The organism is Nocardioides sp. dk884 (assembly GCF_009557055.1).
GTDB lineage: Bacteria > Actinomycetota > Actinomycetes > Propionibacteriales > Nocardioidaceae > Nocardioides.
This window is the reverse complement of the sequence record NZ_CP045649.1, coordinates 1,264,970-1,288,342: the sequence shown is the minus strand read 5'-3', so window position 1 is coordinate 1,288,342 and position 23,373 is coordinate 1,264,970. Positions and strand designations below refer to the sequence as shown.

The following is a 23,373-nucleotide window of genomic DNA, read 5'->3' as shown; positions in this document are numbered from 1 at the left end:
CCGTCCCCGGCGTCCGGGCCCGACCCGTTGCGTCCTCGCGGTCGCCCATCGCCCCGCAGCCAGCTGCCCCCAGCGAAGGAAGCCCCCATGTCTGACGCCGCCACCACCGCGGAGCCCACCGGTTCCGGCACCGCCCGTCACCTGGGCTGGGCCCTGGTGCTGATCTCGGTCGCGCAGCTGATGGTCGTCCTCGACGGCACCATCGTGAACATCGCGCTGCCCTACATCCAGGCCGACCTGGCGATCTCCGAGGCCAACCTGACCTGGGTGGTCACCGGGTACGCGCTGGCCTTCGGCAGCCTGCTGCTGCTCGGCGGGCGGCTCGGCGACCTCTACGGACGCCGCCGGATCTTCACGATCGGCCTGATCGTCTTCGGGGTCGCGTCCCTGCTCGGCGGCCTGGCCACCAACGAGGGACTGCTGCTCGCCGCCCGGGCGCTGCAGGGTCTCGGCGCCGCGCTCGCGTCGCCCGCGGCCCTCGCCCTGATCACCACGACCTTCCCGGCCGGACCGCAGCGCAACCGCGCGTTCGCGGTGTACGCCGCGATGTCCGGCGCCGGCGCCGCGGTCGGGCTGCTGCTCGGCGGCTGGCTGACCGGCCTGGACGGCGTGCTGGGCCTGGACGTCGAGGGCTGGCGCCTCACCCTGCTCGTCAACACCCCGATCGGGCTGGCCGCCGCATTCCTGGCCCCGCGCTTCCTCGCCGAGTCCGAGAGCCACCGCGGCGAGCTCGACCTCGCCGGCGCGGTGCTCGGCACCCTCGGCCTGCTCGGCGTGGTGTACGGCGTGAGCCGGGCCGGCGAGCCGGACCACGGGTGGACCGACCCCTGGACCCTGGCCAGCCTGGGCGCCGGTGTGGTCCTGCTCGCGGTGTTCCTGGTCGTGGAGCGCCGGGTGGCCCACCCGCTGCTGCCGGCCCGGGTGTTCATGGACCGCACCCGCGCCGCGAGCTATGCGGCGATGTTCCTGGCACCGGCGGCGATGTTCGCGATGTTCTTCTACCTCACCCGGTACACCCAGGTCGTCATGGACTACTCCCCGATCCGCGCGGGCGTCGCGTTCCTGCCGTTCTGCGTCGGGATCGTGGTCGCGGCCGGCCTCGCCTCGAACCTGGTCAACCGGATCGACCCGCGCTACATCGCCGGTGTCGGCACCCTGATGGCCGCCGGCGGGCTCTTCGGGTTCTCCCGGATCCCCTACGACACGACGTACCCGGTGAGCGACGTGCAGGCGTCGTACGCCACCGACGTGCTGCCGTTCATCCTGCTGATGTCGCTGGGCATGGGCGCGACGTTCGTGCCGCTGACCCTGACCGCCGTGCACCGCCTGCGCCCCGAGGAGACCGGCATCGGCTCGGGCGTCCTCAACACCATGCAGCAGGTTGGCGGCGCGCTCGGCCTCTCGGTGCTCGCGACGCTCGCCAGCGACGTGTTCACCGAGCGCGGCGCCGAGCTGGCCGGGGCCGCCGAGCGGGCCATGGCGGCCGGCGGGCCCCGCCCGAGCGAGGCGGAGCTCGCGGCGATGCAGGCTCTCAGCGCGAACCAGGTGTTCGCCGAGGGCGCCACCCACGCCTTCCTCGTCGGCTCCGCGATGATGCTCCTCGCCTCAGCGGTGGTCTTCACGCTCCTGCGGGTGCGCCACGAGGAGCTCGCCACCGAGGACGCCCCCGTCGCCGCGCACTGATCCTCGGCGGACGGGTCGGCGGCTCGGGCTGGGTGGGGTGCGGGGGTTGCGCGTAACTGCGCAATTGCTGGGAAAAACACCTCCGCGGGCTCTGGTTCGGTGCTTTTCGGCGCAATTGCTGAGTTACGAGCCCCCGGGCGCCGGCCCGGGGCGCGCTCGGCGCCGGCGGCGTACTGGGGCCGTGCGTTGTGCACGTAACTCAGCAATTGCTGGGAAAGACACCTGCCCGAGCCGCAAAGCGGTGCTTTTCCCAGCAATTGCGCGGGAAGACGCCCGCCCCCGGGACCCCCTTCCCGCGCCACAGCGAGAAGCAGACGGAACCAGCGTCTATATGATCTACGCTTCCCTCGACCCCACGTCCGTCGAGGAGACCCGTGACCGAGACCCGCTCCACCCCACCCGCCGCCGACCAGCCGGGGGAGGGCACCGCCGAGGCCTCCGGCCTCTCGCCCAACCTGGGCCGCGCGCTCGTGCTGATCTCGGTGGCCCAGCTGATGCTGGTCCTCGACGGCACCATCACCAACATCGCCCTGCCGAGCATCTCCCGCGACCTCGGGATGACCGCCGCGGGGCTGACCTGGGTGGTCACGATCTACGCCCTCACCTTCGGCGGGTTGCTGCTGCTCGGCGGCCGCCTCGGTGACCTGCTCGGACGCCGACGCACCTTCACCATCGGCCTCGGCACGTTCGCGCTCGCCTCGCTGCTCGGCGGCTGCGCCACCGAGGGCTGGATGCTCCTCGGCGCTCGCGCGCTCCAGGGCGCCGGCGCGGCCCTCGCCTCGCCGGCGGCGCTGTCGCTGATCACCACCAACTTCCCCGCCGGCCCCGCGCGCAACAAGGCGATGGGCGTCTTCGCCGGCATGTCCGGCATCGGCGCCGCGGTCGGGCTGCTCCTCGGCGGCTTCCTGACCGGTATCGACAGCATCTTCGGCTTCGAGGTCACCGGCTGGCGGCTGACGCTGTGGATCAACGCGCCGATCGGCCTGGTCGCCGCCCTGCTCGCACCGCGCTGGCTCAGCGAGTCCGAGCGCAACCGCAACCGCCTCGACGTGCCCGGCGCGCTCACCGCGACCCTCGGCCTGCTCGGCGTGGTCTACGGCCTCTCCCGCGCCGGCGAGGCCGAGCACGGCTGGGACGACCCGTGGGCCCTCGCCGCCCTGGCCGCCGGCGTCGCGCTGCTGGTGGCGTTCGTCGTCCTCGAGCGCCGGGTGGCTCACCCGCTGCTGCCGCTGCGGATCGTGCTGGACCGCACCCGTGGCACCAGCTTCGCCGCGATGTTCTTCGCCTCCGGCGCGATGTTCGCGATGTTCTACTTCAACGGCCAGTTCGTGCAGCGCATCCTCGGCTACGAGCCGCTGCACACCGGCGTCGCGTTCCTGCCGTTCTCGGTCGGCGTGATGGTCGGCGCGGTGATCTCCTCCAAGCTGGTCGTGCGGTACGGCGTCCGCTACATCACCGGCACCGGCACCCTGATGGCCTCCGCCGCGCTCTACGGGTTCTCCCGCTACGACGTCGACGACTCCCCCGCCGCGGTCCTGCGCAGCCTGGCACCCGGCGCCGACGCCCTGGGCGCCGACGTGTCCTACTGGACCTCGATCTTCCCGTTCCTGCTGCTCATGGGCGTCGGCATGGGCATGACCTTCGTGCCGATGACCCTCACGGCCGTCCACGCCGTACGCCGCGAGGACGCCGGGGTCGGCTCGGGCGTGCTCAACACCGTGCAGCAGGTCGCGGGCGCACTGGGCCTCGCGGTCCTCGGCACCGTGTCGCTGTTCTTCGTCAACCGCACCAGCGACCGCGTCGAGGGCCCGTTGCGCGAGGGCCTGCGCGCCGCCGGCGTCGACCCGGACGCCTCCGTGCCCGGCGGCAGCCTGAGCAACATCGACGCCGCGCTCTACACCGCGACCTACACCGACGGCGCCACGAACGCCCTCCAGGTCGCGGCGCTGCTGATGCTCCTCGCGTCGCTGATCATCTGGACCTTCCTCCGGATCAGCCCCGAGGACCTCGGCGGGCGGACCGTGCCGGAGGTCGAGGGCGCGGACGCCTGAGGTCGGGCTCGGGATTGCGGCGCGCGAACTGGTCCCCGTGCGGCCCAGCGGGTTACCCCATTCTGCAGACGCCTCTCGAACGTTCGTTCGACTAGACTGAGGCATGGCCTCCCCCGACATCCCCGACTGCGGCTCCCCCGCCGCCGTGCTGGCGTTCGCGCGGCAGCGACGGGCCGACGCCCACGCGGCCGAGGTCGACGTCGTACGGGCCGCTCTGGCGTGGGCCGACCTGCATCCCGCGGAGTCGGTCGAGCCCGGTCCCGTGTTCGGGTGGGAGCTCGTGGTTCCGCTCGCCGGCGAGGGCGCCCCGGAGGTGGCGGAGTTCGCCCCGATGGAGCTCGGCGCCGCACTCGGCATCTCCACCGACTCCGCCCGGGGCCTGATGGCCGACGCCCTCGAGCTGGCCCACCGGTTGAAGCGGACCTGGCGGCTGGTGCAGGCCGGCAAGGTCCCGCTGTGGAAGGCCCGCCGCCTGGCGCAGCTCACCCACAAGCTCTCCCTCGACGGCGCCACCTACGTCGACCGTCGGCTGGCCGCGGTCGCCGGCAAGGTCGGGCTGGTCACCCTCGCCCGGCTCGTCGACGAGGCTCAGGCGATGTTCGACCCCAACGCCGCGGAGAAGGCACGGTTGGCTGCGGCCGAGTCGCGGCGGTTCAACGTGCACACGGAAGGTGCGAACCACGACGGCACCATCCATGTCGAGGGCGACCTCGACCTGGCCGACGCGCTCGACCTCGAGGCTGCGATCGCGCAGCGCGCCGAGGAGCTGCATCAGCTCGGGTCCATCGAGTCCCTCGACGTGCGGCGCTCCATCGCCGCCGGCGAGCTCGCCCGCCGCTGCCTCGGCCTCGACCATGCCACCGAGGACGGCAGTGCGTCCGGGACCACGTCTGTCGTGAAGCCCCGGCGGGTCGTCATCCATGTCCACCTCTCCGCGGCCGCGATCTCCCGCGACGAGGCCGGGGTCGCCCACGTGGACGAGACCAGGTCCGTCATCTCGACCGACCAGGTCCGCGACTGGTGCGGCAACCCCGACACCGAGGTCGTGATCAAGCCGGTCATCGACCTCGACGAGCACCACCACACCGACGCCTACGCCATCCCCGACCGGATGGCAGAACAACTCCACCTCACCCAGCCGAGCTGCGCCTTCCCCTGGTGCGACCGGCCCTCCCGACGCTGCGACACCGACCACGTCACCGCCCACGACAAGAGCGGATCCGACGGGAACGCCGGCCCGACCTGCAGCTGCAACCTCGCCCCACTCTGTCGCCGACACCATCGGGCGAAAACACACACCGCGTGGACCTACGACAAGGCCGACACCGCGACGTACCTCTGGCGATCACCCCACGGGCTCCACCTCGCGAAGCACCGCGGCGAGACCCGACTCGTGACCGCGCACTCACCCGGGCGATGAGCTAGCTGCATCAAGCCGTCCGGCCTGGGCGTCGAGATGAACCACTCGGTCGACAGCAGTTCCTCGCGCACCCACGGCGAGCAGGCTCGAGCACCCCCAGAGAGCGGCCCTCACTGGGGTGTGTCTCTCTTGCGAACGGGGCTACAGACGAGAATCTGTAACCCGAGAGACGAAAGTCCCGGCGACGCCGTCGCGTGGCCCGGAAAACGGGTCCACGAGGCGCGTCGTTGCGTTGTGGGTCAGGTGAGTCGGCGCGTGTTAAGGGTTCCGTCACTGGCTTCGAGCCACCAGACGAACCCGTCCCCTCGACGCTGTCCCTGATGTGGCGTGTCGGCGTTCTCGGGGACCGACAGCACGGTTGCCTCGTCAATCGCGGCTACTCGCCCACACTCGGGGTGGAGCGCGGCGGCGCATGCACGGCTAAGAAGCCCGCCCTGTGTGGCGTGCACGTCGACCGTGAAGTCGACCAGCCCCAAGCCGGGGGCCAGCGTAAGTTCGTCGAAGCCCTCCGACCAGTCCTCATCGCACATGACGCGTCCATGGTCACGCCAGCCGCCCAGAAGTGCCGTGTTGGCGGCGATCATCGCTCCGGCAGAGAAGCCAAGGTAGGGGACTCGGTCTGCAAGCGCGTCCTTGATCACGACGGAGAGGTGGCTCAGACCAGCGTGGTAGAGGGCGGTCGGGCCACCTGCGACCACGATGCCGTCGACCTCCCGGAACACCGAGCCGTCGCGCCATGGGCCCCCATCGAGGCGGATGTCGAGGTACTCGAAACCACCAGGGATGTGGCTGTCGAGCGCGGCGGTGTACGCGGGCCGGAACTGGTCGGCGCGCCCGTCAACGTCGACCATCACAAGGGCAAGGTGTGGCGGCGCATCTGTCTTGGCGTGGTTGGTGGCCTCGACCGCGAACGCGCCTGCCAGGTCGGCGGCATTGGGGCAGTCCGCGCCGCCGCCTACCAGGTGAACACTCGCGAGGCTGTCATTCATGGCTGCACGGTTTCACATTGCCCTCACAGGAGGGCGGCCCTCACCCGCCGGACAACCCCGCCCTGGCGCCAAGGTGCGGGGAAACGAGCCCCGACTGATCACTGCCCACCCACCCGGGGTGATGAGCTAATCGCTCCCGCCCCAGGCGGACATGGTGCGGCGGATGAACCACTCCGTCGAGAGAAGCTCCCCGCGCGGCGCCGCCGGTGCTAGACGGGCGATGAGTCCAGGCAGTGCGCCTCGGTCGACCTCGGAGCGGTGGGCGAGGATCGCGGCCAGCTTCTGCTCCAGCCAGGGCGACACGTCCACGCGGTCCGTGACCTGCTCGTCGGGGGTGGCGTACGCGGTTCCTCGGGCGCCGATGATGCTCTCGATCCCCGCCACCGCCGACCGCGGGTGGGTCGCCAGGCAGACGGTGTCGAGGCCCGCTGCCTCGGCGGCCAGCATGGTCACGCGATGGGTGTGCACGTGGTCGGGATGGCCGGTCAGCCCGCCGTGGGCGTCGTGGGTCACCAGAGCCTCCGGGCGGAGCTCGCGGATCTGAACCACCAGCCGATTCACGGCCTCGTCGAGCGGTACGTCGCACCAGCGGGGACGGCCCAGAGCAGACTCCGGGACCCTCGCGTCGGCGTACCCGAGCAACCGCGGCTCGCCCGCACTCAGGACCTGCAGCGCATCGGCCAGCTCGGCCGCTCGTTGCGTGCGCGGAGCCCACGTCGCGGTGACGACGGCAGTCCGCGCGCCCGCCGCGGCGTGTTGCGCGAGGACTCCGCCGGCGGCCAGTGACTCGTCATCGGGGTGAGCGAACACGGCCAGCAGGCTCGAGAACCTCACCCGTTCCGCCCTCAGAGGTTGGCGGCGGTGGTGCGCGCGAGCGTCAGCGCCTGACGCGCCCACGCCGCCGAGGCGCCCGCGAGCCCGCAGGCGGGGCTGATCAGCAGCCGGTCGCCGACCGTGCCGGGGTCGAGCCCGAGCATGTCCAGCCAGCGCAGGGTGGCCTCGGTGAGGCGGGCGTCGCTGGGACCGGACGCGGCCTCGCCGGTGCTGGGCACCATGCCCAGCACGACCTCCTCACCGGCCTCGAGGGCCTCGGCGAGGTGGTCGTGGTCGGCGGCCGAGAGCTGGGAGTGGTCGACGGCCAGGCCACGGGCGCCGGCGCCGCGCAGCAGGTCCAGCGGCGTGCCGGGCGCGCAGGAGTGCACCCACGGGACGGCGTCCTCGGCCGTGACGGCCGCGAGCACCCACTCCAGGTGCGCGGAGGCCTCCGGGAGGTCGACCGTGCGGTGCCGCCCGAAGCCGGACGCCGTCGGGACCTTGCCGCCGAGCACCGCCGGCAGCGCCGGCTCGTCGACCTGCACGACCAGGCGCTGGAGGCCCGGCAGCCGGCGGCGTACGTCGCGCAGGTGCTCGCGCAGCCCCTCGGCCAGTGCCTGGGCCAGGTCGGCGCGGGCGCCGTGGTCGGCGAGGATCTTGTCGCCGCGCGGCTTCTCGACGGTCGCGGCCAGCGTCCACGGTCCGGCGATCTGCACCTTGAAGGTGCCGGTGAACCCCTGGGCCTGCTCCTCGAGGGTGTCGAGGTCCTGGCCGAGCAGGCTACGGGCGCGGCGGTGGTCGATGCCCGAGCCGCCGCCCGTGAGCCGCCAGCCGGCGGGCTGCAGGTCCACGCCGAACTCGGCGACCACGGCGAGCGCCCGGCCGGTCATCGAGGCGGTCGCGCCGCGGCCGGGCAGCTCGGGCAGGTGCGGCAGGTCGGGGAGCTCCCCGAGCACGAGCCGCACGGCCTCGTCGAAGTCGCGCTGCTCGGTGCCGGGCAGGGAGCCGATGGCGGTGGCGGTGGTCATGTGGTGGCCCGTCGGGTGCTGGAGATGGTGGCCGACCCGACCACCCGGGTGTGGTCGTAGATGACGACCGCCTGCCCCGGCGCGATGCCGTACGCCGGGTCGAGCAGCTCGACCTCGACGCCGGTGCCGTCCGGGCTCACGGTCACGGTGGCGCGGTGCTCGTCGCCGTGCGCGCGCAGCTGCACGGTCACGCCGTCGCCGGAGAGGCGGGTGGGCACGGTGCCGCACCACCGCGGCCGGATGCCGCTGAGGCCGTCCACGGCCAGGCCCTCGCGGGGCCCGACCCGGACGGTGCCGGAAACCGGCTCGATGTCGAGCACGAAGCGCGGCTTGCCGTCCGGGGCGGGACGCCCCAGGCGCAGGCCCTTGCGCTGGCCGATCGTGTAGCCCCAGGACCCCTCGTGGCGGCCGAGCACCTCGCCGGTCGCGTCGTCGACGATGTCGCCGCTGGTGTGCGGGGCGCGGTCGCCGAGCTTCTCGCGCAGCCAGCCGGCGGTGTCGCCGTCGGCGACGAAGCAGATGTCGTGGCTGTCGGGCTTGTCCGCGACCAGCAGCCCGCGCCGGGCCGCCTCCTCGCGCACCTGGGCCTTGGGGGTGTCCCCGAGCGGGAAGTAGGAGTGCGCGAGCTGCTGCTGGTCCAGTACTCCGAGCACGTAGGACTGGTCCTTGCCGCCGTCCACCGCGCGGTGCATCTCGATCAGCCCGTCGGCGCCGGTGCGCAGCTGCGCGTAGTGGCCGGTGGCGACCGCGTCGAAGCCCAGCGCCAGCGCCCGGTCGAGCACCGCGGCGAACTTGATCTTCTCGTTGCAGCGCAGGCACGGGTTGGGCGTGCGGCCCGCGGCGTACTCGTCCATGAAGTCCTCGACCACGTCGGCGTGGAAGCGCTCGGAGAGGTCCCAGACATAGAAGGGGATGCCGATGACGTCGGCCGCGCGCCGCGCGTCGTTGCTGTCCTCGATCGTGCAGCACCCCCGCGCACCCGAGCGGTACGACGCGGGGTTGCGCGACAGCGCGAGGTGGATGCCGGTGACGTCGTGCCCGGCCTCGTGGGCGCGCGCCGCGGCGACGGCGGAGTCGACGCCGCCGGACATGGCTGCCAAGACCTTCATCGGATGCCTCCTCCGGCGCCGGTCACAGGCGCGCCGCGCGGGCCCGCTCGACGCAGGGGGCGATCGCGGCGACCAGGGCGTCCACGTCGGTCTCGGTGCTGGTGTGGCCCAGGGAGAAGCGCAGCGAGCTGCGGGCCTCCGCGTCCGGGCGCCCCATCGCGAGCAGCACGTGGGAGGCCTGCGGGACACCGGCGGAGCAGGCCGAGCCGGTGGAGCACTCGATGCCGCGCGCGTCGAGCAGCATCAGCAGCGAGTCGCCCTCGCAGCCGGGGAAGGAGAAGTGGGCGTTGCCGGGGAGCCGCTGGCTCGGGTGCCCGGTCAGGACGGCGTCCGGCACGGCGGCGCGCACGCCGGCCACCAGCCGGTCGCGCAGCGCGGCGATCCGGGCCGCGTGCTCGGGCTGGCACTTGACCGCGAGCTCGACGGCCGCGGCGAGACCGGCGATGGCCGGGGTGTCGATGGTGCCGCTGCGGATGTCGCGCTCCTGGCCGCCGCCGTGCAGCAGCGCGGTGACCGACAGCTCGCGGCGCACGATGAGCGCACCGACGCCGTACGGGCCGCCGACCTTGTGACCGGTGAGGGTGAGGGCGTCGACGCCGCTCGCGGCGAAGTCGACCGGCACGGCGCCGAGCGCCTGCACCGCGTCGGTGTGCACCGGGATCGCGTGCGGGGCACAGATCTCGACGACCTCGGGGACGGGCTGCAGGGTGCCGACCTCGTTGTTGGCCCACATCACCGAGACCAGGGCGACCGAGTCCGGGTCCCGCTCGACCGAGGCGCGCAGCGCGTCGAGGTCGACGACGCCGTCGGAGTCGACCGGCACGAGCTCGACCTCGGCGCCCTCGTGGGACTCCAGCCAGTGCAGCGCGTCGAGCACCGCATGGTGCTCGACGGCCGAGGCCAGCACGCGCACCCGGCGCGGGTCGGCGTCGCGGCGCGACCAGAAGACGCCCTTGAGCGCGAGGTTGTCGGCCTCGGTGCCCCCGGAGGTGAACACGACCTCGCCGGGGCGGCAGCCCACCATGCGAGCGATCGTCTCGCGGGACTCCTCGACCACCCGGCGGGCGCGGCGCCCGGAGGCGTGCAGCGAGCTCGGGTTGCCCACCTCGACGAGGTGGCGGCTCATGGCCTCGATCGCCGCGGGGACCATCGGAGTGGTCGCGGCGTGGTCGAGGTAGACGGTGTCGGGCATGTCGTGGTCAAGCGTACGGCGCGGGGGCGCCACACCCCGAACCCGCTCGCCCCCCGACGCCCTGTCAGTACGGCGCGGGGTCCGCGCAGCGCTCGACCGAGGCGGCCAGCCAGCCGGTGCCGACGGCGTCACGGAGCACCTCGACCGCCGCGATCCCGGTGCCGTCGGCGGCCACGACGTACCAGGTGCGCTTGTCGGCCCCGCCCGGCTCGGAGCCGCGGATCGCCCGGACACCCTCCTCGACGGCGTCCAGCGCGGCCGCCTCGGGGCTCTCCTCACCGCGCGCGTCCTCGGCGAACGAGCTCGCGGCGACCGACAGCTCCCGGCACCCCGGCGGCGGCCACGCGGGCGCCATGGCGGTGCCGCCGGGCGTGCTGGACCCGGTGCTCACCGAGGCGAGCGGGTCCGCGTCGGGCGCCGGGTCGTCTCCGCAACCGGCGAGCAGCACGGCGGACACCAGCAGGGCGGGCGGCAGCAGGCGGCGCATGGCGCTGAGACGTGCGCGAGACGTGGGAGGTTCCCGCGCTCAGCGGCGCGGGCGCTCCAGCACGACCAGGTCGTCGCGGTGCACGAGCGCGCGGTCGTAGCCGGCTCCGTGGTCGCGGCGCAGGTCCTCGCTGGATCGGCCCAGCAGGCTCGGCACCTCGTCGGCGTCGAAGCCCACGAGTCCGCGCGCGACGCGCAGGCCAGACGGGTCGAGCAGGTCGACCGGGTCGCCGGCGAGGAAGCGCCCGCTGACCGCGGTGACGCCGGCGGCGAGCAGGGACGCGCCGCGCTCGCGGACCGCGCGCACGGCGCCGTCATCGAGGCTCAGCGTGCCCTTGCCCTCCGCGGCGTGGCGCAGCCACAGCTGGCGGATCGGGCGGCGGCGGCCGGTGGCGTGGAACAGCGTGCCGACGACGTCGCCGTCGAGGGCGCGCGAGGCCTGGTCCGCGCTGGTCAGCACCACCGGGATGCCGGCGCCGGTGGCGATCCGGGCGGCTTCGACCTTGGTGACCATCCCGCCGGTGCCGACGGCCGAGCCGACGCTGCCGATCTCGACACCGTCCAGGTCGCTGCCCGAGCGCACCTCCTCGATCAGCCGCGCGCCGGGTGCCCCCGGCTTGGCGGTGTAGAGCCCGTCGACGTCGGAGAGCAGCACCAGCAGGTCGGCCTGCACGAGGTGGGCGACCAGGGCGGCGAGCCGGTCGTTGTCGCCGAAGCGGATCTCGCTGGTCGCCACCGTGTCGTTCTCGTTGACGATCGGCAGCACGCCGAGCTCGAGCAGCTTGGCCAGCGTCTGGTAGGCGTTGCGGTACTGCGCGCGGCGTACGACGTCGTCGACGGTGAGCAGCACCTGCCCGGCGGTCAGCCCGTGGCGGCGCAGGCCCTCGGTGTAGCGGTGCACCAGCAGCCCCTGGCCCACCGAGGCCGCGGCCTGCTGCACCGCGAGCGCCCGGGGCCGCTTGCTCAGGCCCAGCGGCTCCAGGCCCGCCGCGATCGCACCGGAGGAGACCAGCACGACCTCGGTGCCGCGGCTGCGGGCGGCGGCGAGCACGTCGACCAGCGCGTCCAGGCGCGCGTCGTCGATACCGCCGCCGTGGCGCGTCAGCGACGACGAGCCCACCTTCACGACGATCCGCCGCGCCTGGGTGACCGGCGTACGCCGCTCGCCCGCCGCCGCCGTGCTCACTCCCCGGGGTCCTTCTCGGCCCAGTCCGGGTCCTCGGCCGAGCCGATCTCATACGACATCGGGCCGATCCCACTGCTGTTGCGCTCGGCGTCGAGACGGCGGGCCACGTCGGCGCGGGTCTCGTTCTCGCCGCGCTCGGGCATCAGCTCGTCGATCTCGCGACGGCGACCGGCGGCCGGACGCGACTCGTCGAAGCGCTGGTCCTCGCCGCGGCGGCCGAGCATCTCCGCACCGGCGTCGATGCCGGGGCGGAAGTCGAAGACGACCGAGTTGTCCTCGGCGCCGATGATGACGGCGTCGCCTTCCTGGGCGCCCATCTTGGCGAGACGGGTCTCGACGCCGAGGCGGTTGAGCCGGTCACCGAGGAAGCCGACGGCCTCGTCGTTGCTGAAGTCGGTCTGGCGCACCCAGCGCTCGGGCTTCGACCCGCGCACCCGCCAGCCGTCAGGCGTCTCGGTGATCGTGAAGTCGTCGCCGCCGTCGACGCTGCGCGGGCGCAGCACGATCCGCTCGGCCTCGACGGTCGGCTGCGCGGCACGGGTGGCGGCCACGATCTCGGCCATCGCGAAGGTGAGCTCCTTGAGCCCCTCCCCCGACGCGGCGGAGACCGGGAAGACCCGCAGGCCGCGCTCGCGCAGCTCCTCGATCGTGATGTCGGCGAGGTCGCGGCCGTCGGGGACGTCGATCTTGTTCATCGCGACCAGGCGCGGGCGGTCCTCGAGACCGCCGTAGCGGCTCAGCTCGTTCTCGATGACGTCGAGGTCGTCGACCGGGTTGCGGCCGGGCTCGATGCTCGCGGTGTCGATGACATGCACCAGCGCCGCGCAGCGCTCGACGTGGCGCAGGAACTCGTGGCCCAGGCCGCGGCCCTCGCTGGCGCCCTCGATCAGCCCGGGGACGTCGGCGACGGTGAAGATCGTGTCGCCGGCGCGTACGACGCCGAGGTTCGGCACCAGCGTGGTGAACGGGTAGTCGGCGATCTTGGGACGGGCCCGGGAGATCGCGGCGATCAGGCTGGACTTGCCGGCGCTCGGGAAGCCCACGAGACCGATGTCGGCGACGACCTTGAGCTCGAGGGCGATCTCGACCTCCTCGCCGGGCTCGCCGAGGAGCGCGAAGCCGGGGGCCTTGCGCTTGGAGGAGGCCAGCGCGGCGTTGCCGAGGCCACCGCGACCGCCCTGGGCGATGGTCAGCTCGGTGCCGGCACCCACCATGTCGGCGAGCACCTCGCCGCCGCGGATGCTCACCACGGTGCCGTCCGGCACCGGGAGCACCAGGTCGCTGCCGTGGGCGCCGTTGCGGAAGTCGCCCGCGCCGTGCCCGCCGTTCTCGGCACGCCGCCGGGGGCTGTGGTGGTAGTCGATGAGGGTCGTCACCGAGGGGTCGACGCGCAGGATCACCGAGCCGCCGGGACCGCCGTTGCCGCCGTCGGGACCGCCGAGCGGCTTGAACTTCTCGCGGTGGACCGAGGCCACACCGTGCCCGCCACGACCGGCGCTGACGTGCAGCGTCACCCGATCCACGAAGGTCGGAACTGCCATGGGTCTTACCGCCTAATCAAAAGGTCTGGGGTGGAGCTGGTGGCGCGGGGCCGCGTGATCGCGGCCCACCACGCCGGAGGTGCCGTGGAACAGTGAAAGGGCGCCCCGGGGACCGGGACGCCCTTTCACAAGGTCTTGCTGCGCGCGAGCGTCAGGTCACTCGCCCGCGACGATGTTGACGACCCGGCGACCGCGACGGGTGCCGAACTCGACAGCACCGGGGATCAGCGCGAAGAGCGTGTCGTCGCCGCCACGGCCGACGCCGGCGCCCGGGTGGAAGTGGGTGCCACGCTGGCGCACGATGATCTCACCGGCGTTGACCAGCTGGCCACCGTATCGCTTCACACCGAGGCGCTGGGAGTTGGAGTCGCGGCCGTTCTTGGTGGACGCCGCGCCCTTCTTGTGTGCCATGTCGTGATCCTTGTGTTCGTGTCGGGCCTGCTCTGAGCCGGGGGCTCAGAGGGAGATGTCGGTGACCTTGACCTGGGTGTACTTCTGGCGGTGACCCTGGCGCTTCTTGTAGCCGGTCTTGTTCTTGTACTTCTGGATGATGATCTTCGGGCCCTTGGTGGCGCCGAGGACCTCGGCGGTCACGGACGCCTTGTCCAGGGCGGCGGCGTCGGACGTGACCGTCTCGCCGTCGACCGCGAGGACGACGGGCAGGGTCACGGTCTGGCCCACCTCGGTCGAGATCTTGTCGATCTCGATGACGTCGCCCACGGCAACCTTCTGCTGCTTGGCGCCTGCGCGCACGATCGCGTACACCGCGGTCTCCTTCGTCGTTACTGCTTCGGTTGGTGCGTACTTGTCTACGTCGGCCGGCTGGGGCTTCCTGCGCACCCCGCCACTGGCCTTGGGCCAGGTCGCGGTGGGGCTGCCACACAGGGCCGCGGCACGTGTGAACGCACCGAGGGTCAATACTACGGACGCTCGGCAGCCACCGCAAAACGCGGGGCCTCACCGATCAGGATCCGGTCAGCTCAGAGCTCCCGGACCCGAGACCGGCCCCCGTACCTTACCCCGCGAAGCGCCCTGCCCCCGCTTCCGGACCGGAAACGGGGGCAGGGCGTCAGGACGCTCAGGGATCGCGCGTGGGGAGCCGGCAGGCTCAGCGCTTGCCCTTCTTCTTGACCGGGACGTGCTCGACGGACGCGCCGTCCTCACCGCTCGTGGCCTCACCGGACCCGGTCTGCGCCGAGACCTCGCTGGGCGGGCCAGCGGGCCGGTTGACGCTCCGGGTGCGCGTGCGGGTGATCACCTTCGGCGGCTCCGGCGTGCTGAGCGACGCCGCCGTCGGCAGCGGGGCCGACGGGGCGGCGATGATCGGCGCCACCGGGGCCGTCACCGTGGCCGGGGAGCCGGCCGGGCGGGTCGCGGTACGCCGGCGGGTGCGGGTGACGACCTTGGGCGCGGCCGGCTCGGCGGGTGCCTGCGGTGCCGGGGTCTCGGCCTGCTGAGGCTCCGGGGCCACCGGCTCCGACACCTGCACCAGCGCCTGCTCGGCCTGCTCGGGCGCCGGGGTGGCCTCGCGGCGCTCACGGGTGCGGCGCTCGCGACGCGGGCGCTGCGTCACCTGCGGGGCCTCGGCGACCGCCGGAGACTCCTGCTGGCCAGCGTCCGTGCGGGGTTCCGCCGCCTCGGCGGCCGGTGCGGCCTCGACGGGCGCCGTCTCGACGTCCTCGGCACTCTCGGGGCGCGCCATCGCGGCGACGTCCTTCGGGGTCGGCGCGGACGCCGGGCTCGACTGGGGAGCCTGGTTCGACTGGCGCGAGCCCTGCTCGCTGCCGTCCTCGCCGCCGCGGCCCTTGCCGCCGCGCTTGCGGCCGCTGCGACCGCGCGAGTCGTCGTCGCCACCCTTGCGGGCCTCGACCGGCTGGTCCTGGATCACGACGCCGCGACCGTGGCAGTGCTCGCAGTTCTCACTGAACGCCTCGACCAGGCCGGTGCCGATCCGCTTGCGCGTCATCTGCACCAGGCCGAGGGAGGTCACCTCGGCGACCTGGTGGCGGGTGCGGTCGCGGCCCAGGCACTCGACGAGGCGACGCAGCACCAGGTCGCGGTTGGACTCCAGGACCATGTCGATGAAGTCGACGACGATGATGCCGCCGATGTCGCGCAGCCGCAGCTGACGCACGACCTCCTCGGCCGCCTCCAGGTTGTTCTTGGTGACCGTCTCCTCGAGGTTGCCCCCGGAGCCGGTGAACTTGCCGGTGTTGACGTCGACCACGGTCATCGCCTCGGTGCGGTCGATGACCAGCGAGCCGCCGGAGGGCAGCCAGACCTTGCGGTCCAGCGCCTTGGCGATCTGCTCCTCGACGCGGTACTCGGCGAAGATGTCCTTGCCGCCGTGGGCCTCGGGGAAGTAGCGCTCCAGGCGGGGGGCGAGGTCCGGGGCGACGTCCTCGACGTAGGACTGCACGGTCTCCCAAGCGTCGCCGCCCTGGATCACCAGGCTGGAGAAGTCCTCGGTGAACAGGTCGCGGACGACCTTGAGGGTCAGGTCCGGCTCGCCGTACAGCAGCTGCGGCGCGCTGCCCTTGGACTTGGCCTCGATGGCCTCCCAACGGGCCTTGAGGCGCTCGACGTCGTGGGTCAGCTCCTCCTCGCTGGCGCCCTCGGCGGCGGTGCGCACGATGACGCCGGCCGACTCGGGGACGATCTCCTTGAGCAGCGCCTTGAGGCGGGCCCGCTCGGTGTCGGGAAGCTTGCGGGAGATGCCGCTGGTGGTGCCGTCCGGCACGTAGACCAGGAACCGTCCGGCCAGGCTGACCTGGCTGGTGAGGCGTGCGCCCTTGTGGCCCATCGGGTCCTTGGTGACCTGCACCAGGACGCTCTGGCCCGAGGACAGCACCGACTCGATCTTGCGCGGCTGGCCGTCGCGGTGGCCGAGGGCCGACCAGTTGACCTCGCCGGCGTACAGCACCGCGTTGCGGCCCTTGCCGATGTCGATGAACGCCGCCTCCATCGAGGGCAGCACGTTCTGCACCCGGCCGAGGTAGACGTTGCCGATGATCGAGGTCTGCGACTCACGGGCGACGTAGTGCTCGACGAGCACCTTGTCCTCGAGCACGCCGATCTGGGTCAGGTCGTCGCGCTGACGGATGACCATGACGCGGTCGACCGCCTCGCGACGGGCCAGGAACTCGGCCTCGCTGACGATCGGGGCACGACGCCGCCCGGCCTCGCGGCCGTCGCGGCGACGCTGCTTCTTGGCCTCGAGGCGGGTGGAGCCGGAGATCGCGGTGATCTCGTCCTCGGCCGAGCGGGGCTTGCGCACCCGGGTGACGGTGTTCTCCGGGTCGTCGCCGGAGTCGGGGCCGTCCTCGCTGGAGCGGCGGCGGCGCCGGCGGCGACGCGAGCTGCCGCCGCTGCCCTGCTCCTCGGGACCGGTGTCGCCGGAGGCGTCGGAGTCCTCGCCCTCGGCCTTGTCGCCCGAGGCGTCCTCGCTCTTGTCGCCGGCCCGGTCCGCCGACTTCTCGGCGGTCTCGCCCGGCTGTCCCGCCGAGGCGTCGGACCCGGCCGAGTCGCCGTCGGAGTCGTCGCCGGACTTGCGGCGGCGGCGACCACCACGACGACGACGGCGACGGCCGCCGCCCTCGGAGTCGCTGTCGCTGTGGTCCGCACCCTGGTCCTCGGAGCGCTCGTCGCCCTCGGCGGGCTCCTCGTCGGTCTCCGCGGTCGCCGCGGCGGGGGCCTCGGTGGTCTCGGCGGGGGCCTCGGCGCCCGCGTCGACGGTGGCCGCGGTCGCCTCGAGGGCGACCTCGCCCTCGGCGGTCTCCTCGTCGTCCTCCGCTGCCGCGGCCTCGGCGGCGGCAGCCGCCTCGGCCTCGGCGCGCTTCTGGGCGGCGGTCTTGCGGGTACGTCGGGCCGGCGCCTTCTTGGCGACCGGCGCCTGGAAGAGCGGGACCGGGGCGCCGGACTCGCCCGTCTCGGGCTGGTCGGTCGTCTCAGCGGTCTCGGCGGTGGGCGCCGGCGTGCTGGCGACCTCGGCGCTCACGGGCGCGGCCGGCTGTGCCTCGGGCGCGACGTCCTCGGTCGGCTCGGCGGCGGCGGCCTTCTTGCGGGCCGGTGCCTTCTTGGTGGTGCGCTTCGCGGCGGTCTTGCGCGCGGTGGCCTTCTTCGCGGGCGCAGCGGTCTCGTCGGCGGCCACGGGGGCCTCGGCGGGCTGCTCGACCGGCGTCTCGGCAGCCGGTGCCTCGGCGGGCGGCGCCTCGGTGGGGGCGTCCGCGGGCGTCTCGCTGTCCGCAGCGGCGACCTTCTTCGTCGTCCGCTTGGCGGTGGTCTTCTTGGCGGTGGTCGCCTTGGTGGTGGCCTTCTTGGCGGTCGCGGTCTTCGCGGTCGCCTTCTTGGTCGCTGTCTTGCGCGCAGCGCGCTTCGCCGGGGCGGGAGCCTCGTCGGTACCCGGAGCGGTGGGCTCCGAGGGGGTTCCTGCGTCACCTGCCGCTGAGGCCGTGGTGGTGGGATCGATCTGGTCGTCGGGCATGTGCTGCTCCTCGGCCCGGCGCGCAGCGCGCCGGACGTGTCAGACGCCGGCGGCCCGCGTGCTCAGAGCCGACGGCGCAAAGCCTTCGGTGGCGGCGACATCCTCCGCGGTGCGTCACTGGCGGCAGAGCTGTCACCTGCCGCGGTCGCTTGGCCCAGTCCTGGGACTGTTCGCGGACTCCCTGTCACGGAGCCCACTGGCCGCGTCGCGGTCTGGCAACGACTGCCTCCACTGTGCCGAGCCCTGGCGGGACCGGCGAGAACGTCGTCGAGTCGACTGGGGTGCTGCTCCTCGGGGCCGGCCTGTAGGCCGTCAACGAGGACCGTCACCGGTCATCAACCGTGGCGAGTATCGCACACGCTCGGTCTCTTGGTGTCATACCGAACCGTGCAGCGGGTCGCCGACCTCGCCGGTCGCCTCGTCCAGCGGTCCCTGGGCCACCCGGGTGAGCAGCGGGGACTCCCCCAGGTCCAGGCCGGCGACGGCCTTCAGCCCGGAGAGCACGTCGTCGGGGCGCACGGACGGCGTACCGTGCCGCAGCACCAGGTCCAGACGGCTGCCGCCGTCCCGCTCGACGACGGCCAGGGAGACCACGGCGCCGCGGCAGTCGAAGGTCCGCAGCCCCTTCTTGGTCATCCGTTCGACCTCGACGCTCTCGGCGTTCATGAACGCGGTGACGGCCGGCGCCACCACGGCGGCCGGCGTGGCGAGGTCGAGGTGCCAGTGGCTGGCCTCGAGCAGGTCGGAGAGCGAGCCTCCGGGAGACACCACCACGTCGACGACGTCCAGGCCGTCCGGCAACGCCTCCTCGAGGGAGGCGCGGACGGCCGCGGGGTCGAGCACCTGAGCCAACCCGATCTCGACGAACTCCGCCTCGCTGGCCGACCCGGTCGGCGCCGCGCCGGCGTAGGAGATGCGTGGGTGCGGGTTGAACCCGGAGGAGTACGCCATCGGCACGCGGGCCCGGAAGATCGCCCGCTCGAAGGCACGCGAGAAGTCGCGGTGGCTGGTGAACCGCAGCCGCCCGCGCTTGGCGTACCGGATCCGGAGACGCTGGACGGGTGGGGCTTGCTGCTCGGGCTGCTCTCGCACCTGCACAGGGTACGAGAGGTCCACCGCTTCGCCCCTCATCGCGGTCCCCACCACCCCTCTCCCCGACCGGGTGAGATGGCTGGCAGCATGACGGGGTGACCCGCCGCACATCCGCCCTCCTGCTGCTCGGCCTGGTGCTCTTGTCGTTCAACCTGCGGCCCGCGGCGGTGAGCGTCGGACCGGTGCTCGACGAGGTGCGCGCCGGGCTGTCGATGTCGACGGCGGCGGCCGGGCTGCTGACCTCGTTGCCGGTGCTGGCCTTCGCCGGGTTCGGCGCCGTCGCGCCGGCCCTCGCACGCCGGGCCGGGATCCACCGGGTGACGCTGGGCGCGCTGGTCGCGGTCGTCGCCGGGCTGGCCGGGCGGGCGCTGGTCGACCAGACCGCGCCGTTCCTGCTGCTCTCCATGGTCGCGCTCGCCGGCATGGCGGCCGCCAACGTGCTGCTGCCCTCGCTGGTCAAGCTGCACTTCCCCGACCGGGTCGGACCGGTGACCGCGATGTACACGACCGCCCTCGCGATCGGCCTCACCGCCTCTCTCGTCCTGACCGTCCCGATCGCCGAGGCCGCCGGCAGCTGGCGCGCCGGGCTCGGGGCCTGGGCGGTGCTGGCGCTCCTCGCGGCACTGCCGTGGCTCGGCCTGATCGCCCACGACCGCACGCCGGAGGCGGCCCCGCAGACGGTGCGGTTCCTCGACGTGGCCCGGACGCCGCTCGGTTGGGCGATGGCTGTCTTCTTCGGGCTGCAGTCGATCCAGGCCTACGTCGTGTTCGGCTGGTTCCCCACGCTGTGGCGCGACGCCGGGTACTCCCCCACGGCCGCCGGCCTCCTGGTCGGCGTCGTCGCGGCGGTCTCGATCCCGCTCTCGCTGTGGCTGCCGCGCCTGGTCGCGAGCACCGCCCACCCGGCACGGCTCGTGCTCGCGGTGATCGTCAGCTACCCGGCCGGCTACCTCGCGCTGCTGCTCGCGCCCCACGACCTCGCGATCCCCGCCGCGCTGCTCGTCGGCACCGGCGCCTCCGTCTTCCCGGTCGTCCTCACCCTGATCGGACTGCGCTCGCGGACCCCCGCGGGCACCGCCGCGCTCTCCGGCTTCACCCAGTCCGTCGGCTACCTGATCGCGGGCGTCGGCCCGTTCGGCTTCGGCCTGGTGCACGACCTCACCGACGGCTGGACGGTGCCGCTGCTGGTGCTGATCGCGCTGCTGGCGCCGCTCGCGGCGGTGGCGGCCTACGCCGCGCGTCCCGCCCATGTCGAGGACCAGCTCCCACGCGTCGAGGTGGCGGCTCAGTAGCGTAGGGCCGGTGACCCAGCCCCCGCCGTACCCCGGCCCCTCCGAACCGGGCGAGCCCACGCCGTCCGGGCCGCCCCCGGGATCCCCGCCCCCGACCCCCTACGGGCAGGCCCCGTACGGGACGAACCCCTCGTCGCCGACGCCCCCGGCCTACCCGCAGGTGCCGTACGGCGAGGCGCCCGACGGACCCCCGCCGTACGACCAGAATCCCTACGGCCAGGCCCCCTACGGCCAGGCGCCCTACGGCCAGTCGCCCTACGGCGCGCCGTTCCCCGGCGGACCGCGCCAGGAGTCCGCACCGCAGGGCATGGCGATCACCTCGCTGGTGCTGGCGTTCCTCGGCTGCCTGATCCTTCCCGCGATCATCTCGATCGTGCTCGCCGTGATCGTGCTGCGCCGCGGACGCGACGGTCGCAACCACGGCAAGGGCCTGGCCATCGGCGCGATCGCCGTCAGCGGCGTGTCACTCCTGGCCACGATCGCCGTCGTCGCGCTGATCGCGATCGGTGTCGCGGTCTCCGAGGACGTCAACGACCTGGAGACCGGTGACTGCTTCAACGCCCCGGGGCTCGCCGACGACGACGAGGAGTTCACCTCGATCGAGACCGTCGCCTGCGAGGACGAGCACGACGCCGAGGTCCTGGGCACGGTGACCCTCAGCGCCGACCAGGCCGAGCAGTACGCCGGCTCCGCGCTCGCCGGCAACACCTGGTGCGGGGAGGCGACCGGCTTCTGGACCCCCACCGACGACAGCGGCCTCGCCCTGATGCGGCTCACCGACGACGCCGAGCCCGACGCCGGCGACACCCTCGCCTGCGTCGTGTACGACGAGGACGGCGACAAGCTCACCGGCCCGCTGCGCTGAGCAGCTCCCTGACAGACGAGACGGGCCCCGGGTCCTCACGCAGGTGAGGGCCCGGGGCCCGTTGCTCGCTCGCGCGCCGCGGCGCGCGGCTCAGACCACCGAGAGCGGCAGCAGCTGGCGGCCGGTGGGGCCGATCTGGATCTCGGTGCCCATCTCCGGGCACACGCCGCAGTCGTAGCACGGCGTCCAGCGGCAGTCCTCGACCTCGACGTCGGCACCGGCGGCCACCGCGAGGGCGTCCTCCCAGTCGGCCCACAGCCAGTCCTTGTCGAGGCCGGAGTCGAGGTGGTCCCACGGCAGGACCTCCTCGTAGCCACGCTCGCGGGTGGTGTACCAGGCCAGGTCCACCCCGGTGCCGGCCAGGGCCCGCTCGGAGGCGGCGACCCAGCGCTCGTAGGAGAAGTGCTCGCTCCAGCCGTCGAAGCGGCCGCCGTCGCGCCAGACCTCCTCGATCACCTTGCCGACGCGCCGGTCACCGCGCGAGAGCAGTCCCTCGATCGCGCCGGGCTTGCCGTCGTGGTAGCGGAAGCCGATCGCGCGACCGAACTTCTTGTCCTCGCGCACGGTGTCGCGCAGCCGCTTGAGCCGCTCGTCGGTGGTCTCGTGGTCCAGCTGCGCGGCCCACTGGAACGGCGTGTGCGGCTTGGGCACGAAGCCGCCGATCGAGACCGTGCAGCGGATGTCGTTGCGCCCGGAGACCTCGCGGCCCTTGGCGATGACCTTCTTGGCGAGCTCGGCGACCTGCAGGACGTCCTCGTCGGTCTCGGTCGGCAGCCCGACCATGAAGTAGAGCTTCACCTGGCGCCAGCCGTGGGAGTACGCCGTGGCGACCGTGCGGATCAGGTCCTCCTCGGTCACCATCTTGTTGATGACCTTGCGCATCCGCTCGGAGCCGCCCTCGGGGGCGAAGGTGAGCCCGGAGCGGCGCCCGTTGCGGGAGAACTCGTTGGCCAGGGTGATGTTGAAGGCGTCCACGCGCGTCGAGGGCAGCGACAGCGAGACGTTGGAGCCCTCGTAACGGTCGGCGAGCCCCTTGGCGACCTCGCCGATCTCGGTGTGGTCGGCGCTGGAGAGCGAGAGCAGGCCGACCTCCTCGAAGCCGGACTTGCGGATGCCGTTCTCGACCATCTCGCCGATCGTCTCGATCGAGCGCTCGCGCACCGGGCGGGTGATCATCCCGGCCTGGCAGAAGCGGCAGCCACGGGTGCAGCCGCGGAAGATCTCGACGCTGAACCGCTCGTGGACGGTCTCGGCCAGCGGCACCAGCGGCTTGCGCGGGTAGGGCCAGGCGTCGAGGTCCATCAGCGTGTGCTTGGCGACGCGGAACGGGATGCCGGGGCGGTTGGGCACGATCGCCTCGATCGAGCCGTCGGCGGCGTAGGCCACGTCGTAGAAACGAGGCACGTAGACGCCGCCGCTGACCGCGAGCCGGCGCAGCAGCTCGTCGCGGCCGCCGGGGCGGCCCTCGGCCTTCCACTCGCGCACGACCTCGGAGATGGCCAGCACGACCTCCTCACCGTCGCCGAGGACGGCGGCGTCGAGGAAGTCGGCGATCGGCTCGGGGTTGAACGCCGCGTGCCCGCCGGCGAGGACGATCGGGTCCTCCTCGCCGCGGTCCGCGGCGTGCAGCGGGATCTGCGCGAGGTCCAGGGCGTTGAGCATGTTGGTGTAGCCGAGCTCGGTGGAGAAGCTCAGGCCGAAGATGTCGAAGGCGCGCACCGGGCGGTGGGCGTCGACAGTGAACTGCGGGATCGGGCCGTGCTCGTCGCCGGTGCGCAGCACCTGCTCCATGTCGGGCCAGACGGCGTAGGTGCGCTCGGCGATGATCCAGTCGCGCTCGTTGAGCACCTCGTAGAGGATCTGCACGCCCTGGTTGGGCAGGCCGACCTCGTAGGCGTCGGGATACATCAGCGCCCAGCGGACGGTCTCGCCCTCGCCGGTCGCGGAGGCGCCGCAGTCCCACTCCTTGACCGTGGAGTTGAGCTCACCGCCGACGTACTGGATCGGCTTGGAGACCGAGCCGAGCCGCGGCTCGAGGCGCGGGAAGACGGATGCGGGGGTGGGCATGCAGAGAACCTCACAGATCGGGGACCCACCTACTCTACGGAACCGCCCCCGAGGCCTCCCATTCCTCGTGGACGGC

At 73.1% G+C, this 23,373-nt stretch carries 18 protein-coding genes; 5 read left to right on the top strand and 13 right to left on the bottom strand.

The annotated features are described in order from the left end of the window. Positions 1-87 precede the first annotated feature (87 nt). From GFH29_RS06265 to GFH29_RS06255, 3 genes are all read left to right on the top strand, one after another. Positions 88-1,683: an MFS transporter gene (locus GFH29_RS06265; protein ID WP_153322539.1), complete on the top strand. Its 1,596-nt coding sequence runs from the start codon at positions 88-90 to the stop codon at positions 1,681-1,683. Positions 1,684-2,057: 374 nt separating this feature from the next. Continuing rightward, entirely contained in the window at positions 2,058-3,734 is a 1,677-nt protein-coding gene (locus GFH29_RS06260) for an MFS transporter (RefSeq protein WP_228387797.1), read from the top strand. A 103-nt stretch (positions 3,735-3,837) separates the two neighbouring features. Continuing rightward, positions 3,838-5,154: an HNH endonuclease signature motif containing protein gene (locus tag GFH29_RS06255; RefSeq protein WP_153322538.1), complete on the top strand. Its 1,317-nt coding sequence runs from the start codon at positions 3,838-3,840 to the stop codon at positions 5,152-5,154. Between the two features lie 239 nt (positions 5,155-5,393). Here the strand turns inward: GFH29_RS06255 and GFH29_RS06250 are convergent, their stop codons facing one another. The 12 genes from GFH29_RS06250 to GFH29_RS06195 all read right to left on the bottom strand — a co-directional run bounded on the left by GFH29_RS06250 (position 5,394) and on the right by GFH29_RS06195 (position 19,112). Beyond that, a complete protein-coding gene (locus tag GFH29_RS06250; RefSeq protein WP_153322537.1) occupies positions 5,394-6,143 on the bottom strand; it encodes a Type 1 glutamine amidotransferase-like domain-containing protein in 750 nt (249 codons plus the stop codon). Between the two features lie 126 nt (positions 6,144-6,269). Continuing rightward, a complete protein-coding gene (locus GFH29_RS06245; protein WP_153322536.1) occupies positions 6,270-6,977 on the bottom strand; it encodes a PIG-L deacetylase family protein in 708 nt (235 codons plus the stop codon). 11 nt (positions 6,978-6,988) lie between these two features. Beyond that, positions 6,989-7,984 (bottom strand): methionine synthase, encoded by a 996-nt coding sequence (locus GFH29_RS06240; RefSeq protein ID WP_153322535.1) that lies wholly within the window; start codon positions 7,982-7,984, stop codon positions 6,989-6,991. Then, positions 7,981-9,093 (bottom strand): tRNA 2-thiouridine(34) synthase MnmA, encoded by a 1,113-nt coding sequence (gene mnmA / locus GFH29_RS06235; protein ID WP_153322534.1) that lies wholly within the window; start codon positions 9,091-9,093, stop codon positions 7,981-7,983. Before mnmA ends, GFH29_RS06240 begins: the two co-directional genes overlap by 4 nt. Before the next feature lie 22 nt (positions 9,094-9,115). Next, complete coding sequence (locus GFH29_RS06230) at positions 9,116-10,285, bottom strand: cysteine desulfurase family protein (RefSeq protein WP_153322533.1); 1,170 nt, start codon at positions 10,283-10,285, stop codon at positions 9,116-9,118. A gap of 64 nt (positions 10,286-10,349) precedes the next feature. Continuing rightward, positions 10,350-10,772, bottom strand: coding sequence for a hypothetical protein (locus GFH29_RS06225; protein WP_153322532.1), 423 nt, complete (start codon positions 10,770-10,772; stop codon positions 10,350-10,352). 39 nt (positions 10,773-10,811) lie between these two features. After that, positions 10,812-11,957 carry a glutamate 5-kinase gene (proB, locus tag GFH29_RS06220; protein WP_153322531.1) on the bottom strand — a complete coding sequence of 382 codons (1,146 nt, stop codon included), beginning with the start codon at positions 11,955-11,957 and terminating at the stop codon, positions 10,812-10,814. Next, positions 11,954-13,498, bottom strand: a complete 1,545-nt coding sequence (gene obgE / locus GFH29_RS06215) for a GTPase ObgE (RefSeq protein WP_153322530.1) — start codon at positions 13,496-13,498, stop codon at positions 11,954-11,956. The genes proB and obgE overlap by 4 nt, the downstream gene beginning before the upstream one ends. A gap of 156 nt (positions 13,499-13,654) precedes the next feature. Next, a complete protein-coding gene (gene rpmA, locus GFH29_RS06210; protein WP_153322529.1) occupies positions 13,655-13,909 on the bottom strand; it encodes a 50S ribosomal protein L27 in 255 nt (84 codons plus the stop codon). A 45-nt stretch (positions 13,910-13,954) separates the two neighbouring features. Then, positions 13,955-14,263, bottom strand: a complete 309-nt coding sequence (gene rplU / locus GFH29_RS06205; protein WP_153322528.1) for a 50S ribosomal protein L21 — start codon at positions 14,261-14,263, stop codon at positions 13,955-13,957. Between the two features lie 343 nt (positions 14,264-14,606). Then, a complete protein-coding gene (locus tag GFH29_RS06200; protein WP_153322527.1) occupies positions 14,607-17,981 on the bottom strand; it encodes an Rne/Rng family ribonuclease in 3,375 nt (1,124 codons plus the stop codon). A gap of 375 nt (positions 17,982-18,356) precedes the next feature. After that, positions 18,357-19,112 carry a TIGR03936 family radical SAM-associated protein gene (locus GFH29_RS06195; RefSeq protein WP_153322526.1) on the bottom strand — a complete coding sequence of 252 codons (756 nt, stop codon included), beginning with the start codon at positions 19,110-19,112 and terminating at the stop codon, positions 18,357-18,359. A gap of 56 nt (positions 19,113-19,168) precedes the next feature. On the opposite strand from GFH29_RS06195, the gene GFH29_RS06190 reads away from it, so the two are divergent. Together GFH29_RS06190 and GFH29_RS06185 are read left to right on the top strand one after the other, a co-directional pair. Continuing rightward, entirely contained in the window at positions 19,169-20,365 is a 1,197-nt protein-coding gene (locus GFH29_RS06190) for an MFS transporter (protein WP_228387795.1), read from the top strand. 10 nt (positions 20,366-20,375) lie between these two features. Next, positions 20,376-21,230, top strand: coding sequence for a DUF4190 domain-containing protein (locus tag GFH29_RS06185; protein ID WP_153322525.1), 855 nt, complete (start codon positions 20,376-20,378; stop codon positions 21,228-21,230). A gap of 90 nt (positions 21,231-21,320) precedes the next feature. On the opposite strand, the gene GFH29_RS06180 is transcribed toward GFH29_RS06185, so the two are convergent. After that, positions 21,321-23,297: a TIGR03960 family B12-binding radical SAM protein gene (locus tag GFH29_RS06180; protein WP_153322524.1), complete on the bottom strand. Its 1,977-nt coding sequence runs from the start codon at positions 23,295-23,297 to the stop codon at positions 21,321-21,323. Between the last annotated feature and the right edge of the window lie 76 nt (positions 23,298-23,373).

What these genes read in the sequence shown, in the direction of transcription:
- obgE (WP_153322530.1), bottom strand. Translation starts at nt 13,498, where the DNA reads ATGGCAGTTCCGACCTTCGTGGATCGGGTGACGCTGCACGTCAGCGCC.
- GFH29_RS06195 (WP_153322526.1), bottom strand. Translation starts at nt 19,112, where the DNA reads ATGAGGGGCGAAGCGGTGGACCTCTCGTACCCTGTGCAGGTGCGAGAG.
- GFH29_RS06265 (WP_153322539.1), top strand. Translation starts at nt 88, where the DNA reads ATGTCTGACGCCGCCACCACCGCGGAGCCCACCGGTTCCGGCACCGCC.
- GFH29_RS06230 (WP_153322533.1), bottom strand. Translation starts at nt 10,285, where the DNA reads ATGCCCGACACCGTCTACCTCGACCACGCCGCGACCACTCCGATGGTC.
- rpmA (WP_153322529.1), bottom strand. Translation starts at nt 13,909, where the DNA reads ATGGCACACAAGAAGGGCGCGGCGTCCACCAAGAACGGCCGCGACTCC.
- GFH29_RS06255 (WP_153322538.1), top strand. Translation starts at nt 3,838, where the DNA reads ATGGCCTCCCCCGACATCCCCGACTGCGGCTCCCCCGCCGCCGTGCTG.
- mnmA (WP_153322534.1), bottom strand. Translation starts at nt 9,093, where the DNA reads ATGAAGGTCTTGGCAGCCATGTCCGGCGGCGTCGACTCCGCCGTCGCC.
- GFH29_RS06240 (WP_153322535.1), bottom strand. Translation starts at nt 7,984, where the DNA reads ATGACCACCGCCACCGCCATCGGCTCCCTGCCCGGCACCGAGCAGCGC.
- GFH29_RS06180 (WP_153322524.1), bottom strand. Translation starts at nt 23,297, where the DNA reads ATGCCCACCCCCGCATCCGTCTTCCCGCGCCTCGAGCCGCGGCTCGGC.
- GFH29_RS06225 (WP_153322532.1), bottom strand. Translation starts at nt 10,772, where the DNA reads ATGCGCCGCCTGCTGCCGCCCGCCCTGCTGGTGTCCGCCGTGCTGCTC.
- GFH29_RS06250 (WP_153322537.1), bottom strand. Translation starts at nt 6,143, where the DNA reads ATGAATGACAGCCTCGCGAGTGTTCACCTGGTAGGCGGCGGCGCGGAC.
- GFH29_RS06200 (WP_153322527.1), bottom strand. Translation starts at nt 17,981, where the DNA reads ATGCCCGACGACCAGATCGATCCCACCACCACGGCCTCAGCGGCAGGT.